Annotated in this window: 16 protein-coding genes; 8 read left to right on the top strand and 8 right to left on the bottom strand. The window is 63.0% G+C overall.

What is annotated here, in order from left to right; translation table 11 throughout:
* Window positions 1–70: 70 nt before the first annotated feature.
* On the bottom strand, window positions 71–688 hold the full coding sequence (rpsD, locus tag MAFF_RS01270; protein ID WP_010909086.1) for a 30S ribosomal protein S4: 618 nt from the start codon (window positions 686–688) through the stop codon (window positions 71–73).
* A gap of 367 nt (window positions 689–1,055) precedes the next feature.
* Here rpsD and MAFF_RS01265 point away from each other — a divergent pair, with 367 nt between their 5' ends.
* On the top strand, window positions 1,056–1,253 hold the full coding sequence (locus MAFF_RS01265) for a hypothetical protein (protein WP_027042433.1): 198 nt from the start codon (window positions 1,056–1,058) through the stop codon (window positions 1,251–1,253).
* 96 nt (window positions 1,254–1,349) lie between these two features.
* Here MAFF_RS01265 and MAFF_RS01260 read toward each other — a convergent pair whose 3' ends face one another.
* Window positions 1,350–1,538 (bottom strand): DUF3008 family protein, encoded by a 189-nt coding sequence (locus tag MAFF_RS01260; RefSeq protein ID WP_010909084.1) that lies wholly within the window; start codon window positions 1,536–1,538, stop codon window positions 1,350–1,352.
* A 163-nt stretch (window positions 1,539–1,701) separates the two neighbouring features.
* Here MAFF_RS01260 and MAFF_RS01255 point away from each other — a divergent pair, with 163 nt between their 5' ends.
* Window positions 1,702–3,084 (top strand): ribonuclease R family protein, encoded by a 1,383-nt coding sequence (locus MAFF_RS01255; protein ID WP_010909083.1) that lies wholly within the window; start codon window positions 1,702–1,704, stop codon window positions 3,082–3,084.
* A gap of 82 nt (window positions 3,085–3,166) precedes the next feature.
* Here the strand turns inward: MAFF_RS01255 and murI are convergent, their stop codons facing one another.
* A complete protein-coding gene (gene murI / locus MAFF_RS01250) occupies window positions 3,167–3,955 on the bottom strand; it encodes a glutamate racemase (RefSeq protein ID WP_044547414.1) in 789 nt (262 codons plus the stop codon).
* Entirely contained in the window at window positions 3,948–4,859 is a 912-nt protein-coding gene (locus MAFF_RS01245; RefSeq protein WP_010909081.1) for an RNA methyltransferase, read from the bottom strand. Before MAFF_RS01245 ends, murI begins: the two co-directional genes overlap by 8 nt.
* Before the next feature lie 551 nt (window positions 4,860–5,410).
* Between MAFF_RS01245 and MAFF_RS01240 the strand changes: the two genes are divergently transcribed.
* The 3 genes from MAFF_RS01240 (at window position 5,411) to MAFF_RS01230 (ending at window position 8,623) form a co-directional block, all read left to right on the top strand.
* Window positions 5,411–6,388 carry a right-handed parallel beta-helix repeat-containing protein gene (locus MAFF_RS01240; RefSeq protein WP_044547411.1) on the top strand — a complete coding sequence of 326 codons (978 nt, stop codon included), beginning with the start codon at window positions 5,411–5,413 and terminating at the stop codon, window positions 6,386–6,388.
* Window positions 6,389–6,705: 317 nt separating this feature from the next.
* Window positions 6,706–7,917, top strand: a complete 1,212-nt coding sequence (locus tag MAFF_RS01235; protein WP_010909079.1) for an NADP-dependent isocitrate dehydrogenase — start codon at window positions 6,706–6,708, stop codon at window positions 7,915–7,917.
* Window positions 7,918–7,996: 79 nt separating this feature from the next.
* Window positions 7,997–8,623 carry a glutathione S-transferase family protein gene (locus tag MAFF_RS01230; RefSeq protein WP_010909078.1) on the top strand — a complete coding sequence of 209 codons (627 nt, stop codon included), beginning with the start codon at window positions 7,997–7,999 and terminating at the stop codon, window positions 8,621–8,623.
* Window positions 8,624–8,654: 31 nt separating this feature from the next.
* Here MAFF_RS01230 and MAFF_RS41385 read toward each other — a convergent pair whose 3' ends face one another.
* From MAFF_RS41385 to recA, 3 genes are all read right to left on the bottom strand, one after another.
* Window positions 8,655–9,011 (bottom strand): NAD-dependent epimerase/dehydratase family protein, encoded by a 357-nt coding sequence (locus MAFF_RS41385; protein WP_010909077.1) that lies wholly within the window; start codon window positions 9,009–9,011, stop codon window positions 8,655–8,657.
* 10 nt (window positions 9,012–9,021) lie between these two features.
* Window positions 9,022–11,688 (bottom strand): alanine--tRNA ligase, encoded by a 2,667-nt coding sequence (gene alaS / locus MAFF_RS01220; protein WP_010909076.1) that lies wholly within the window; start codon window positions 11,686–11,688, stop codon window positions 9,022–9,024.
* Window positions 11,689–11,948: 260 nt separating this feature from the next.
* Window positions 11,949–13,046 carry a recombinase RecA gene (gene recA / locus MAFF_RS01215; protein WP_010909075.1) on the bottom strand — a complete coding sequence of 366 codons (1,098 nt, stop codon included), beginning with the start codon at window positions 13,044–13,046 and terminating at the stop codon, window positions 11,949–11,951.
* A gap of 281 nt (window positions 13,047–13,327) precedes the next feature.
* On the opposite strand from recA, the gene MAFF_RS01210 reads away from it, so the two are divergent.
* Both MAFF_RS01210 and MAFF_RS01205 read left to right on the top strand, forming a co-directional pair.
* Window positions 13,328–14,272 (top strand): carbohydrate kinase family protein, encoded by a 945-nt coding sequence (locus MAFF_RS01210; RefSeq protein ID WP_010909074.1) that lies wholly within the window; start codon window positions 13,328–13,330, stop codon window positions 14,270–14,272.
* A gap of 73 nt (window positions 14,273–14,345) precedes the next feature.
* A complete protein-coding gene (locus tag MAFF_RS01205; protein WP_010909073.1) occupies window positions 14,346–15,263 on the top strand; it encodes a pseudouridine-5'-phosphate glycosidase in 918 nt (305 codons plus the stop codon).
* Between the two features lies 1 nt (window position 15,264).
* On the opposite strand, the gene MAFF_RS01200 is transcribed toward MAFF_RS01205, so the two are convergent.
* The gene (locus tag MAFF_RS01200; protein WP_010909072.1) at window positions 15,265–15,588 is read right to left on the bottom strand and encodes a TfoX/Sxy family protein; all 324 of its coding nucleotides are present in this window, start codon (window positions 15,586–15,588) and stop codon (window positions 15,265–15,267) included.
* A gap of 89 nt (window positions 15,589–15,677) precedes the next feature.
* On the opposite strand from MAFF_RS01200, the gene MAFF_RS01195 reads away from it, so the two are divergent.
* Window positions 15,678–16,175, top strand: a complete 498-nt coding sequence (locus tag MAFF_RS01195) for a GFA family protein (RefSeq protein WP_010909071.1) — start codon at window positions 15,678–15,680, stop codon at window positions 16,173–16,175.
* The last annotated feature ends 5 nt before the right edge of the window (window positions 16,176–16,180 follow it).

The raw sequence follows: 16,180 nt of genomic DNA, 5'->3' as shown, positions 1-16,180 counted from the left end.
AAAGCGGGATGCGCCAACAAAAAGGCCGCCTTCAGGGGCGGCCTTTTCGGTATCGCAGAAAAGCGTTCGCTTAGCGCGAATAGAATTCAACGACCAGGTTCGGTTCCATCTGCACGGCGAACGGAACGTCCGCCAGGCCGGGGATGCGCGAGAAGGTCGCGACCATCTTGTTGTGATCGGCTTCGATGTAGTCCGGCACGTCGCGCTCGGCGAGGCCGACCGATTCCAGAACGATGACCAGCTGCTTCGACTTTTCGCGCACTTCGATGACGTCGCCCGGCTTGCAGCGGTACGAGCCGATGTTGACGCGCTTGCCGTTGACGTTGACGTGGCCGTGGTTGACGAACTGACGGGCGGCGAAAATGGTCGGGACGAACTTGGCGCGGTAGACGACCGCGTCGAGACGCGATTCGAGCAGGCCGATCAGGTTCTCCGAGGTGTCGCCCTTGCGGCGGTCGGCCTCTTCATAGACCTTGCGGAACTGCTTTTCCGAAACGTCGCCATAGTGACCCTTCAGCTTCTGCTTGGCGCGCAGCTGCAGGCCGAAATCGGAAAGCTTGCCCTTGCGGCGCTGGCCGTGCTGGCCGGGGCCGTATTCACGCTTGTTGACCGGGGACTTCGGGCGGCCCCAGATATTTTCGCCGAGACGGCGGTCGATCTTATATTTCGCGGATTCGCGCTTGCTCATCGCATTCCCTTTTCAAAACAACACACCCGGCACCTCATGGTCCGGGTGAAGGAAACGCGCCCTCCTCTGGCCTCCGTTTTCGAGACCTGACAGGGTTTTCCCACGCAACGCGGCGGAAAACCCACGGGACACGTCAGTTCAAACAAGATCAGAAACCAAGGCAACCGGTCTTGCGCATACAAAACAAACACCGGACATCGCTGCCCGGCGTTGGCGGCTGGTTAAACCGAGATTTAACCGGTGTCAAGCTTGTCAGTGGCGCGGCGCAACGCGACCCTATAGCGTTCACGACGTTGAGCAATGTGTGCCGGAAGGTTTGCACCAGCGGCACCAGGAAGGGATCTGGAACAAGAGGAGTCCAATTAGCATGAAGAAGTTCTTCCTTACCCTGGCCGGTGCCGCGGTGCTTGCCGGATCGATGGCGGTTGCGCCGGAGCCGGCAATGGCGCGCCATTGGCACGGTCACAAACAGGTCTGTCGCATCATCGTCAAGAAGAGAGTGGTGTGGCGGCACGGTCATCGCAGGGTAATCGTCGAGCGGATACGGCGCTGCCATCGCTGGTAAGGCAAAACATTTGCCCGAAGATTTTGCTTGAAGAAACAAAGGCCCGCAGTTCCGCTGCGGGCCTTGCCTGTTTGGTCGATGTTTCGCGAACGACACTCAGTCTTTCGACTTTTTTTCCGGCAGCCCTTTGCGCTTGGTCTCGGCGAATTCCTCGAGCTGCTTCTCGCTCATGGATTCGTACATCCCTTTGGAAGCGCCTTTGAGTTCGCTCTTTTTCGTCTCGCCGCGCTTGGCGGAGAGTGCGGCGCCGGCGGCTTTCTGCTGAGCTTTCGAGGTGGCTGGCATGGCGGTTTCTCCTTTGCCGTTAGGAGAAACGCCGCGCTTCGGCGGCGGTTCCAGCGCCAGTGGCCCAGTTCTCAGTCGGCCGCTGGCAGCCCGTCAGGCGGCTGGCTTTGACGATTTCGTCGGCAGCCTTCCCGTGTCCGGAGCCCTGGTGTAGGACGGCTGAATGAAGTCTCTGACAGACCCCTCGCAAGCGCTTTCCGCCGGCCTGGCGAAAATCCGCACCGAATTCCACGTGCCGGGTGGATTTCCGGTAGACGTAGTGGCCGCGGCCGAGACGGCGGCCAGACGTGTGCCGAACCAGCATGTCGATCGAACCGCGATGCCCTTTGTCACGCTCGATCCGGCTGCCTCCACCGATCTTGACCAGGCGTTCTCGATCGAGGCGAGCAGCAGTGATCTTCTGCTGCATTATGCCATTGCCGACGTGGCCTGGTTCGTCGAGGACGGCGACGCGCTCGATCGCGAAGCCTGGGCGCGGGGCGAGACGCTGTACCTGCCGGATGGCAAGGCCGGACTCTACCCGCCGGCAATTGCGGAGGGCGCGGCGAGCCTGCTGCCGGACGGACCACGTCCAGCCGTTGTCTTCACCGTTCGGGTCGCCGAGGACGGGGCGACGAAACTGGACGGCGCGGAGCGGGCAATCATCCAAAGCCGCGCGAAGCTTGCCTATGACAGCGTAAAGGCCTCCGACGTTCCGGCCGACTTCGCCGAAATGGCGCGGCGCATGGCGGCAAACGAAGAGCGTCGCGGCGCTTCCCGCGTCGACCCGCCCGAGCAGGAGGTGGAAAGGCTCGCCGACGGCACATTCCGGCTTTCGTTCAGGCCGATATTGCAATCAGAGCAGGACAACGCCGCGCTTTCGCTGGCCGCCAACATGGCGATCGCCGACGCCATGCTGACGCACAAGACCGGGCTGTTCCGGGTAATGTCTGGGCCGGACGATCCCAAGGAGCAGAGACTGCGCAACGCGGCACAGGCGCTCGGCCTGTCCTGGCCGGCCTCGACCAGCCTGCGCGACTACCAGCGCACACTCGATCCGGCTGATCCGAAACAGGCGGCGTTGATGCTGGAAATCCGCCGCGCGGGCAATGGCGCGTCCTACCAGCCCTACCAGGAAGGCGTTGTCCCCTGGCACGAGGCGATGGCCGCGACCTATGCCCATGCAACCGCGCCACTCAGGCGGTTGGCCGATCGTTATGTCGTGCGCTGCGCGCTGGCGATCGCCAACGGCCAGGCCGTGCCGCAGGCCGTCACCGATGCGTTCGCTGGGCTGCCGAAGGTGATGGGACGTGCGGATGCCCGCGCTTCACAGATAAACCATGCGGCCATCGACCTTGCCGAGGCGGTCATGCTCAGCGGACGCGAAGGGGAAACGTTCAAAGCCGTTGTCACCGACTTCGTCGACCATGGTGTGCGCGTTCAGCTTGCCGACATGCCTGTCGTCGCCACCGTAAAGGCCTCCGGTCTCAGACAGGGCGACAGAGTGATGCTAAAGCTGGCCTCGGCCGATCCGGATCAACGCAGCATCGTCTTCGAACCTGTTTGAGCAGCTGGCGTTCCGCCGCTTTAGGTCTTGATTTTATGCATGTCGTTTTCCCAAAACCGAGGTCACTTTTGGGCGACATGCATTACCTCACGGACAGTCCAAAGCCCTGCATCAGCCGGCCGATGGCGAAATCCGTCTTGCCTGAGGTGAAGACAGCGATATCGGGCTCGCCTTGCGGCAGCGCCCCGTCGACGGGCGGCAGCAGCGAAAGGGCTCGCCGGGCGATCGCTTCGGCCGGATCGATCCAGTCGACAGGCCAGGGCGCGGTCTTGCGCATGCGGTTGACCAGAAAAGGGTAGTGGGTGCAGGCCAGCACGACAATGTCGGTCCTGAGCCCCTCATGTTCCATGAAACAGGGCGCGATCTCGGCGCGCACGGCTTCCTCGTCGACAAAACCCTCGCGCATATAGACTTCGGCAAGGCCCGCCAGCCTGTCGCTGCCCACCAGGCGGACATGGCATTTCTGCGCCCATTTGCTGATCAGGTCGCGCGTGTATTGCCGCTTCACCGTACCCGGCGTCGCCAGCACCGAAACCAGGCCGGAGCGCGTGCGCTCCGCCGCCGGCTTGACCGCCGGCACGGTGCCGACAAAGGGATGGCCCGGAAATCTCTCGCGCAGCGCATCGATCACCAGCGTCGAGGCGGTGTTACAGGCAATGACGGAAATCGCAGGCGCAAACCGGTCCAGCAATTTGACGAAGAGATCGAGTATATGGGTGCGTAGCGCCGGTTCCTCCCAGGCGCCGAAAGGAAAGGCCGCATCGTCCGCGACATAGACGAAGCGCCGGTCCGGCATCAGCACGCGCGCCTCGCGCAGCACGGTCAAACCGCCGACGCCGGAATCGAACATCAGGATCGGCTGGTCAGTCATTGTCGGTTCCCTTGCCGCCCAGCGGCGGCGCGTCCTCATCATCACCGGCAGGCTTGCGCACCTGGCGATCGGCGTCTGCCTTCCCCGCGCGCGCGGCGGCCGGAAGCCGCCTTGGATCATCGCCCGGCGAGCCATCGCCGCGCGGCATTGCCGGCGAGAACCTGTCCAGCGAGGAAATGATGCCGCGCAGCACCTTCAGCTCCGGCTCGGCAAAGCCGGCGCGCGTCAGCACGGCGCGCAGATTGTCGACCATTTTCGGCTTCTTCGGCGCCGGCCGGAAATAGCCGCGCGCTTCCAACGCGCCTTCGAGATAGGCGAACAGACCATGCAATTCTTCCTTGCTGGCCGGCTTCATCTCCGGCCCTGAAAAATTGGTTTTGGTCTCGTCCTCGAGGCCGGACTTCATCCACTCATAGGACATCAGCAGCGCGGCCTGAGCGATGTTGAGCGAGGAGAAATCAGGATCGACGGGAAAGGTGACGATCTCGTCGGCAAGTCCGACCTCGTCATTGTAGAGGCCGAAGCGCTCGCGGCCGAACAGGATGCCGGTGCGCTGCCCCATGCCATGGCGGGCGCGCAGCACCCTGCCCGCCTCAACGGGGCCGCGCACCGCCTTGAAGCCATCGCGCTGCCTGGCGGTGGTGGCGAAAACGAAATTGAGGTCGGCAAGCGCCGAGGCCAGATCGTCGAACACCTTCACGGCATCGATGACATGGTCGGCGCGGCTCGCGGCGGCGCGCGCCTTCTCGCTCGGCCAGCCGTCGCGCGGATTGACCAGACGCAGTTCCGACAGGCCGAAATTGGCCATGGCGCGCGCGACCATGCCGATGTTCTCGCCAAGCTGCGGCTCGACGAGGATGATCGCCGGACCGCCGGGGCCACGCTGAAAGTCTTTTCCGGTCATGTGTTCCAGATGATTGCGCTACGAGGTCACCGCGTCCTGCCATATCGATACGGCTTTTTGAAGAGTTGTCGGTGACCTGGCGACAAATAGCCTTGTCTCGCCACCCCTGTGTTTGCGGGAAAAATCCCAATTCGCTCCACCGGCGGGCTGGAGCAAATGGTCACGCGCCCGTACAAGCAGACGAGCCACGTGCTGCATCTTCTCAAAAGATGGTTGAGATGTGGGCATCGCGGCCGCTCTGCCAACGACACGCTATCCAACCCTATACTCCGTGATGGCTCTGCCTTATTTTTATCGGCGACATCTTCCGGTTACAGAAATAACCTATTAGCTATATGTATAGTTAAATACGGCGATGCGGCCGGCCGTCTCTGTGACATCATCTTAGAAAATTGCAATATCAAAACCGCTTGGGGTCAAGCTGTATCGGTAAACGCATTTTGAAGATGGAGCGTGTCTTGCACGCTTCTGTCATTTATCTATGCCCCAAGCGTTTCGACACGGGTTTTCAATGGCCGACAAAGGTGTTGGCTAGACTTCAGGAGGGGCAAATGAACGTCTTACGGTTTTTCCTTTCAATCGCGGTGTTACTTCTGGCATCAGTCTTCCTGATTGCTCCGGCTTCCGCGCAAGCGACACGGACCTGGGTTTCCGGCGTCGGCAACGACGCCGATCCGTGCAGCCGAACGGCACCTTGTAAGACGTTTGCCGGCGCCATCTCGAAGACGGCGACGGCCGGCGAGATCAACTGTCTGGACCCGGGCGGATTTGGCACAGTCACCATCACCAAATCCATCACCATCGACTGCAAAACCACCGAAGGCGGTGTGCTTTCGGCGCTCGTGAACGGCATCGTCGTCAATACGCCTGTCGGCTCCGTCGTGCATCTTCGCGGCCTCGACATAGACGGCGCGGGCACCGGACTCGACGGCGTGCGGATGACCGGCCAAGGTCAACTGCATATCGAGGACTGCAACATCGAGCGGGTGACCAGCAATGGCGTCGAATTTCTTCCCAACGGGGCCAGCGAACTCTACATCAGCAATACGCGGATAGCCGAGGCAGTCGGTGGCGCCATTCTTATCAAAACGACTGGCGCCGTTGGCATCAATGCCATCCTGTCCAGGGTGGAACTGACCAACAGCGCCAATGGCATTCTTGTCGACGGCACCGGCAACACCTCCGCCATGAATATGGCACTGACCGACAGCCTGGTCAGCGGCAACACTGGCAACGGGGTGGCGGTCAAGTCCGTCGCCGCGGCATCGTCGGTACGCGCGACGATCGTCAACACCACGATCAGTTCCAATGCCGGCATCGGAGTCAATGCCAACGGCGCCGCCGCCAGCGGCGCCGGCAGCGCCATCGCCTTTCTCGGCGCCTCGACCGTGTTCGGCAATGTCACCGGGGTCAGCAACACCGGCAGCGGCGCCGTCCAGTCGTTCAAGAACAACATGATCTCCGGCAACGTGGCTGACGGCACTCCGATCACGGCCTTCCCGGGCCCTGGCGGCACGCCGCTGCAATAAGCGCCAGCCGCCTGGGTGCGGCGCATGAAACAAAGGCGATGCCGCCTGCCTCTCGATGGGCAGTGCGGCATCGTTTTTTGTTCACGATTGCTGGATCGCCTCACCGTTTCGCGGAAATGCCGAACCGCTCTGTCCCCTTGTTTTACGGCAACTTCGAACGAAAAACCGCTTCACACTTTCCTGGAATTGCGCCGGCAGCAGCCTGCTTCCGCATTGCCCAGGTTTGCGCCGCCCGGATCGCTTTGCTATAGGCGAAGTCCCTATCCTGGCGGGGCCGGCCCCGCCATCCCCCAACTGTTGAACGAGGCATTCTTTCCATGGCGAAGATCAAGGTGGCGAACCCGGTCGTCGAGCTCGACGGCGACGAGATGACCCGCATCATCTGGCAGTTCATCAAGGACAAGCTGATCCACCCTTATCTCGACCTGAAGCTCGAATATTACGATCTCGGCATCGAGCATCGTGACGCCACCAACGACCAGGTGACCATCGATTCGGCCAACGCCATCAAGAAATACGGCGTCGGCGTGAAGTGCGCGACGATCACCCCCGACGAACAGCGCGTCGAGGAGTTCAAGCTGAAGAAGATGTGGAAGTCGCCGAATGGCACCATCCGCAACATCCTTGGCGGCACCATCTTCCGCGAGCCGATCATCATGAAGAACGTGCCGCGCCTGGTGCCCGGCTGGACCAAGCCGATCATCGTCGGCCGCCACGCCTTCGGCGACCAGTACCGCGCCACCGATTTCCGCTTCCCCGGCAAGGGCAAGCTGACGATCAAGTTCGTCGGTGAAGACGGAAAGGTCATCGAGCATGACGTGTTCGACGCACCCGGCGCCGGCGTCGCCATGGCCATGTACAATCTCGACGAGTCGATCCGCGAGTTTGCCCGCGCCTCGCTGAATTACGGCCTGCTGCGCAACTATCCGGTCTATCTGTCGACCAAGAACACCATCCTGAAAGCCTATGACGGCCGCTTCAAGGACATTTTCCAGGAAGTCTACGAGGCTGAATTCGAGGCCGACTTCAAGTCGAAGAAGCTGTGGTACGAACACCGCCTGATCGACGACATGGTGGCGTCCAGTCTGAAATGGTCGGGCGGCTATGTCTGGGCCTGCAAGAACTATGACGGCGACGTCCAGTCCGATACCGTGGCGCAAGGTTTCGGCTCGCTCGGCCTTATGACTTCGGTGCTGATGACGCCGGACGGCAAGACGGTGGAAGCCGAAGCCGCGCACGGCACCGTAACCCGCCACTACCGCCAGCACCAGAAGGGCGAGGAAACCTCGACCAATTCGATCGCCTCGATCTTCGCCTGGACGCGCGGGCTGGCCCACCGCGCCAAGCTCGACGACAATGCGGAGCTGAAGCGCTTTGCCGAGACGCTGGAAAAGGTCTGTATCCAGACCGTCGAGTCCGGCTTCATGACCAAGGACCTGTCGCTGTTGATCGGTCCCGATCAGCCCTGGCTCTCGACCACCGGCTTCCTCGACAAGATCGACGAAAACTTGCAGAAGGCGATGGCGTAAGAACCCAGATTTCCACATGCCGAAGGCTCCGAAAGGAGCCTTCGCTTTTTTGGGCCAGCGAAAGCGAAGAGCTGACAGCATGACCAGGCCAATCCTCTATGGCGCGGACTACAGCGTCTATGTACGCATCGCGCGGATGGCGCTGGAGGAGAAGGGCGTCGACTACGAGCTGGTGCCGCTCGACATCTTCGCCGCCGACGGCATACCGGCCTGGTACCTGGAACATCACCCGTTCGGCCGCATCCCGGCTTTCGAGCATGACGGTTTTCGCCTCTTCGAGACGAATGCGATCACCCGCTATGTCGACGAGGCTTTCGACGGTCCGGCGCTGCAGCCCGCCGATGCGCGCGGCCGCGCCAGGATGGGCCAGATGACAGGCATGCTCGACGCCTATGGCTACCGCGCCATGGTCTGGGACGTTGCCGTCGAGCGCCTGGAAAAGGTTGAGCCGGATTGGGCGTTGATCGCCAGCGGCCTTGCTCAGGCTGAGACGGTGCTGAAGGTGCTGAGATCGCTGAAGGCACAAGGTCCGTGGCTGCTTGGCGACCAGCTGACGCTGGCGGACCTGCACGCCGCGCCGATCATCGCCTATTTCGTCAAGGTCACGCAAGGGCGCGATCTGTTGGCGCGGTTCGCGGATATGCGGGATTGGTATGCGCGCGTCGCTGATCGTGCGAGCTTTGCGCGGTCTGAAAAGGCTGATTGAAGCCGCATTCAAAACCCGAGTTCGGGGCGGGTCACCATCGGCCAGAGGATCGCAAGCGCCGCGCCAAAGGCTGGAAAACCGCAAGCAAACCAGATGCGAAACAGGCGTTTCTCTTCGGCGGGCAGCGGTGCGTTTTCGATGGCCGCCTGCCGCGCCAGATTGCGGATCCGAATTTGACCACCGCGTCCATGCCCGCAACCACCGGCAGCCAGTCTTCAGCGGCAAGCAGTTTCGACATGTCCGCCGCGATCCATCGAACCGCCGGCCGGCGCCGCCCAGCATCCGGAACATCGCGGCCGAGGCCGGTCACATGATGACCGTCGCGAAGCAAACGGCCAATGACGGCGTCCCCGATCAACCCATAGCCACCGAGGACGAGAACATTCATGTCATGGCTTTCAGGCGGCTTCGAGCGCCGCCTTCACAGCCGCGATCGCATCATTGGCCTTCGAGGCATCCGGGCCGCCGGCCTGGGCCATGTCGGGCCGCCCGCCACCGCCCTGCCCGCCCAAGGCGGCGGAGGCGACGCGCACCAGATCGACGGCGCTGAAGCGGCCGACGAGGTCGTCGGTGACGGCGACGACGACGCTCGCCTTGTTGTCTTCATCGGCGCCGACGAAGACGACGACGCCGGAGCCGAGCGAGCTCTTGCCGGCATCGGCCAGCGGCTTCAGATCCTTCGGCGAGACGCCGGAGACCGCCTTGCCGAGGAAGCCGACGCCCGCGACCGTCTCGTTTTCCGAGGGCGCGCCCGCTGCGGCCCCGCCGCCCAGTGCCAGTTTCTTGCGCGCTTCGGTCAGGTCCTTCTCGAGCTTCTTGCGCTCTTCGAGCAAAGCCTCGACGCGGGCCGGCACGTCGGCGGGCGAGATTTTCAGCGTGGCCGCCGCCGCCTTCAGGCGCCGGTCCTGCTCGTCGAGATGTTTTCTGGCCGCCTCGCCGGTCAGCGCCTCGATACGGCGTACGCCAGCGGCGACCGCGCTGTCGGAGACGACGCGGACCAGGCCGATATCGCCGGTCGCCCTGACATGCGTGCCGCCGCAGAGTTCGACCGAATAGGGCCGGTTGGCCTTGGCGCCATGCAGCCCCGTGCCCATCGACACGACGCGCACCTCGTCGCCGTATTTCTCGCCGAACAGCGCCATGGCGCCCTCGGCAATGGCGTCATCGACCGACATCAGGCGCGTGGTCACCGGGCTGTTCTGCACGACGATTTCGTTGGCCATGCGCTCGACCTCTTCGAGCTCCTCGGCCGAGATCGGCTTGTTGTGTGAGATGTCGAAACGCAGACGCTCCGGCGCGACCAGCGAGCCCTTCTGCGCGACATGGGTGCCCAGCACCTCGCGCAGCGCCTCATGGATCAGGTGCGTGGCGGAATGATTGGCACGCAGCCTGGTGCGGCGCGCATGGTCGACCTTAAGCTCGACGGCAGCACCGGTCTTGACCGTGCCGCTCGCCACTTTGCCCAGATGCACGAACAGCCCGTCGGCCTTCTTCTGCGTGTCGGAGATCTCGATCGAGAACCCCTCGCCCGAGATGATGCCGGTGTCGCCCATCTGACCGCCGGACTCGCCGTAGAACGGCGTCTGGTTGACGACCACCGCAACGGCGTCGCCCTTGCCGGCGCTGTCGACGGTCTTGCCGTCCTTGACCAGCGCCTGGATCAGACCTTCTGCCTGCTCGGTCTCGTAACCGAGGAATTCGGTAGCGCCCGTCTGTTCGCGCACGGAAAACCACACCGTCTCGGTGGCGGCCTCGCCGGACCCGGTCCAATGCTTGCGCGCCTCGGCCTTCTGCTGCTCCATTGCGTTGGTGAAGCCGGCCAGATCGACCGAGATGTTGCGCTGGCGCAGCGCGTCCTGCGTCAGGTCGAGCGGGAAGCCGTAAGTGTCGTAGAGCTTGAAGGCCGTCTCGCCGTCCAGCATGTCGCCGGCATGCAGCGTTTCCGTCGCCTCCGAAAGCAGGCCGAGGCCGCGCACCAAAGTCTTGCGGAAGCGCGTTTCCTCGAGCTTCAGCGTCTCGGTGACCAGCTGTTCGCCGCGCAGCAGCTCGGGATAGGCCTGGCCCATCTCGCGCACCAGCGCCGGCACCAGCTTCCACATCAGCGGCTCGTTCGCGCCGAGCAGCTGCGCGTGGCGCATGGCGCGGCGCATGATGCGGCGCAGTACATAGCCGCGGCCTTCGTTCGACGGCAAGACACCGTCGGCGACCAGGAAGGAGGACGAGCGCAAATGGTCGGCGATGACGCGATAGGACGCCACCGTTTCCGCATCGGGAGCGCGGCCGAGCGCGGAGGACGCCGCATCGATCAGGTGACGGAACAGGTCAGTCTCGAATACGCTTTCCACACCTTGCAGGATGGAGGCCATGCGCTCCAGGCCCATGCCGGTGTCGATCGACGGGCGCGGCAGGTCGATGCGCTCCTCCTTCGTCACCTGTTCATACTGCATGAACACCAGGTTCCAGAATTCGAGGAAGCGGTCGCCATCCTCTTCGGGGCTGCCGGGAGGCCCGCCCCAGACGTGCTCGCCGCGATCGATGAAGATTTCCGAGCACGGTCCGCAGGGACCGGTGTCGCCCATTGCCCAGAAATTGTCCGAGGTCGCGATGCGGATGATGCGATCGTCCGAGAAGCCGGCGATCTTCTTCCAGAAGCCGGCCGCCTCATCGTCCGTGTGATAGACGGTGACCAGCAGCTTGTCCTTCTTCAGCCCGAACTCCTTGGTGATCAGGTTCCAGGCAAGCTCGATGGCGCGCTCCTTGAAATAGTCGCCAAAGGAGAAATTGCCGAGCATCTCGAAGAAGGTCAGGTGGCGCGCGGTGTAGCCGACATTGTCGAGGTCGTTGTGCTTGCCGCCGGCGCGAACGCTCTTCTGGGCGGTGGTGGCGCGCGAATAGGACCGCTTCTCCAGACCGGTGAAGACGTTCTTGAACTGCACCATGCCAGCATTGGTGAACATCAATGTCGGATCGTTGCGCGGTACGAGCGGGCTCGAGGCCACGACCTCGTGGCCCTCCTTGCGGAAATAGTCGAGAAATGTCGACCGTATCTCGTTCACGCCACTCATGACTGCTGCCTTTTCGCGAAAACCGCCGGCGCGGCCGGCGGAAACTGGTCTCTGGTTTGCAGAAATAGACTTGGCCTTTTAGCGGGCACGCCCCAGCCTGTCCAGAAACACGGAACTGGGCCAATCCGGGGAGTCTATTGGTCCGCCAAAAACGAAAACCGCCGGCGCGAAGGCCGGCGGTTTTGGACGCGGTACTAAAGAACTCGATTACTTAAGCATCAGGTCATAGACCGACTTTATGGCCGAACTCTGTCCGCGGCCTACATTGCGCCGGCTTCGTCCTCAAAACCGTCGTCGCCGCCTTCAGAGCCGCCATTCTCGAGGAATTTTTCGGCGATCAGCCCGGCATTCTGCCTGAGCGCCAGTTCGATCTCGCGTGCGGTATCGGGATTGTCGCGCAGGAACAGCTTTGCATTTTCGCGCCCCTGGCCGAGACGTTGCGAATTGTAGGAGAACCAGGCGCCCGATTTCTCAACCACGCCGGCCTTGACGCCGAGGTCGACCAGTTCGCCGGTCTTGGACACGCCCTCGCCATACATGATGTCGAACTCGACCACCTTGAAGGGCGGCGCCAGCTTGTTCTTGACCACCTTGACGCGGGTCTGGTTGCCAACGACCTCGTCGCGGTCCTTGACCGAGCCGATGCGGCGGATATCGAGGCGCACCGACGCATAGAATTTCAGCGCATTGCCGCCGGTCGTGGTCTCGGGCGAACCGAACATGACGCCGATCTTCATGCGGATCTGGTTGATGAAGATGACCATGGTGTTGGAGCGCGAGATCGAGGCGGTCAGCTTGCGCAGCGCCTGGCTCATCAGTCGAGCCTGCAGGCCGGGCAGCGAATCGCCCATCTCGCCCTCGATTTCGGCGCGCGGCGTCAGTGCCGCGACCGAATCGACCACCAGCACGTCGATGGCGCCGGAACGCACCAGCGTGTCGCAGATCTCCAGCGCCTGCTCGCCGGTATCGGGCTGCGAGATCAGCAGGTTTTCAAGGTCGACGCCGAGCTTGCGGGCATAGACCGGATCGAGCGCGTGTTCGGCGTCGACGAAGGCGCAGATGCCGCCCTTCTTCTGGGCTTCGGCCACCGTGTGGAGGGCCAGCGTCGTCTTGCCCGAGCTTTCCGGTCCGTAGATCTCGATGATGCGGCCGCGCGGCAGGCCACCGACGCCGAGCGCGATGTCGAGGCCGAGCGAGCCGGTCGGCACGGTTTCGATCTCGACGACCTGCTCGTTCGCGCCGAGCCGCATGATCGAGCCCTTGCCGAAAGCCCGCTCGATTTGCGACAGCGCCGCATCCAGAGCCTTTGATTTGTCCACTGCCTTATCCTCTACAAGCCGCAAAGAATTCTGAGCCATGATACATCACCCCTTGGTCGTCAATGAAGGCCGGACAATCCGTAATCCCTGTCATTTTGTACCTTTTTTGTTCTCGTTTGGCAAGAGGGATCAAATATCTGAAAAACAATCGATATCCGGATTTGTTCTTTTTTCGTACCAAGAGATCGAACAGGAATACACCCCGCATTGGGCCAGACTGCTCGATTGTATCGACCCGCCGAATCGCCATCTTGCTGGCGAAGGTCTACGACGCAGTGTAGCGCTTGTGCAGTTGCAATAACAAAGGGCATATCGCCGGCATGGTGAAATCCATAGAGATACTGGCCGTGGGCGGCGCCCATATAGACCGGCGTGGCCAGGTGTCCGGCGCCTACGTGCCGGCCGCGTCCAATCCCGGCACGATGCGCGAGGATGTCGGCGGCGGCGTGTTCAACGCGCTGCGCAGCACGGTGCGGCGCGGCGTATCGGGCTCGCTGATGTCGATGCGCGGCGGCGATGCCGGGGCGGACACCATTTCGAGGGCTATCGCGCAAGCCGGCATTGCCGACCTGTCGGCGGTCTTCCTCGACCGCACGACGCCGAGTTATACGGCGCTGATCGATCGCGAGGGCGAGCTGATCGTCGGCTTCGCCGACATGGCGCTGTACGATCTGGCGTTCCCCAAGCAGATGCGGCGCTCCAAGGTCCGCGAGGCGATCGCCGCCGCCGATGCCATACTGTGCGACGCCAATCTGCCGTCGGCGGCACTGGAGCGGCTGGTTTCGCTTGCCGCCGGCAAGCCGGTCTATGCCATTGCCATTTCACCGGCCAAGGTGGTGCGGCTGATACCGGTGCTCGGCGCGCTGGCGCTGGTCTTCATGAACCGCCGCGAGGCCGTCGCGCTGGCCGGCGTCAACGCCAATGCCGCCGAGCGAGATGTCATCGACGGCTTGAGATGCAGCGGCCTCACCAGCGGCGTCGTGACGGCAGGCAGCGCGCCGGTGCTGGGTTTCGACGAAGCGGGCGCTTTTTCGATCCAACCACCTGCCCCCAGAAAAGTCGCCAACGTCACCGGCGCCGGCGACGCGCTGGCGGGTGCGACGGTGGCAGCCCTGCTGCACGGCCTGCCCCTGCGCCAGGCCTTGCGCGAAGGCATTGCGGCGGCGACGCTGGCCATCGAAAGCGCCGACGCCATCCCCGATTTCACCGCAGCGAGCTTCGCCGAAGTGCTGGCTCTTGTGCCGAACGCGCAGGAAGTGGCATGAGACCGGCAAATTCATAGTACCGCTGTGTTGCCGGGTGTGCCCCCTACGCCCGCACCGCGAGTTGGAGATCCAGATGAGCCCCGAAACCGCACGCCCCTTCATCGACATCCACGCACCCGTGGCGCAAGCCCTGGCCGCCGGGCGCCCTGTCGTGGCGCTGGAAAGCACCATCATCACCCATGGCATGCCCTACCCGGACAATGGCGCCATGGCGGCCAATGTCGAGAAGATCATCAGCGACGGCGGCGCCGTGCCGGCGACGATCGCCGTGATCGGTGGACGCATCAAGATCGGCCTTTCCGACGGCGAGCGCGAATCGCTGGCCATGACCGGTGACGCCATGAAGCTGTCGCGCGCCGACCTCGGCTTCGCCGTCGCGCAAGGACGCACCGGCGGCACGACCGTCGCCGCCACGATGATCGCGGCTGAAATGGTCGGAATAAAGGTGTTCGCCACCGGCGGCATTGGCGGCGTGCACAAGGGCGCCGAGAAGAGTTTTGACATCTCGGCCGATCTCGACGAATTGGCGCGCACACCGGTCATCGTCGTCTCGGCCGGCGCCAAGGCGATCCTCGACATCGAAAAGACGCTGGAAGTGCTGGAGACGCGCGGCGTGCCCGTGGTCGGCCATGGCTGTGAGACGATGCCGGCCTTCTGGTCGCGACAGTCGCCGTTCCGCGCGCCTCTGACACTTTATAAGCCCGAAGAGATCGCGCATTTCTTCCGGACGCGGGTCGCGCTGGGGCTCGGCGGCGGCGTGCTGGTCGCCAATCCGGTGCCGGAAAACCACGAAATCCCGGCTGAGGAGATGGCCGGCTACATCGAAGCCGCGCAAAAGGCCGCCGAGGCGCTCAACGTGACCGGCAAGGCGGTGACGCCGTTCCTGCTGGGAAAAATCCTGGAGTTGACCGGCGGCCGCAGCCTCAAGACTAATATCGCGCTGGTCGAAAACAATGCGCGGCTGGCGGCCGAGATAGCCAAGGCCCTGTAGTTCACTTCCCTGCGCGCCGCCCTGCCTCATAGGCGCGGCGCGCCCACACCGTCATCTCGTCGGGATCGTCAAAGGCGCTGTCGGGAATGCTCCAATAGGGCATGGCGACCAGCTTGCCGTGGCGCTTGCCGGTATAGGCCCATTGCTTGCAGCCCTCGGCCTCGAAATCGGGCGCGCTTTGCTCGTCGGCCTTGAGCAGCAACTCGCCGCGCAGCACGATGGCGATGATGACGCCGTCGAAATAGATGCCCTTGCCGCCGAACAACCTGCGGATGCTGACCGGGCCCAGCCCTGAGAACAGTTCGGCGATGCGTTCATTGTCCATGCCGCGATCATGTCACCGGCATTTGACATTGTCATCGCGCAACCAGAACCATGCTGACAGGTTAAGACCATTCCATCGGAGTTTTTGTCATGCCGCTTCTGCTCAAGGGGTCCTGCCGCTGCAACGCCGTGCGTTTCGAGGTGGAGAGCCACACGCCCGTACCGTTCATGCTGTGCTACTGCTCGATCTGCCGCAAGCAGCAGGGCGGCGGCGGGTTCGCCATCAATCTCGGCGCCGCCTATGAGACGCTGAACATCAGGGGCAAGAGGAGCCTTGGCGTATACCGTGCCGAGATCGAGGACGACGAGCATCCGCATTGCGAGGTCTCGACGGGCGAGCGCAATTTCTGCCGCAAATGCGGGTCGGCGCTCTGGCTTTACGACCCGACCTGGCCGGAGTTGGTGCACCCCTTCGCCTCGGCAATCGACAGCGACCTGCCGAAGCCGCCGAGCCGGGTGCATCTGATGCTGAAATACAAGGCCAACTGGGTCGAACCCGTGATCGGCAAGGGCGACAAGACGTTCGACGTCTACCCGGAGGAATCCATCGCCGACTGGCACAAGCTGACGGGCATGTGGGTGGACTAGCGTTC

The sequence above is a fragment of the Mesorhizobium japonicum MAFF 303099 genome, assembly GCF_000009625.1.
Classification (GTDB): domain Bacteria; phylum Pseudomonadota; class Alphaproteobacteria; order Rhizobiales; family Rhizobiaceae; genus Mesorhizobium; species Mesorhizobium japonicum.
This window is presented reverse-complemented; position numbering and strand designations above follow the sequence as displayed.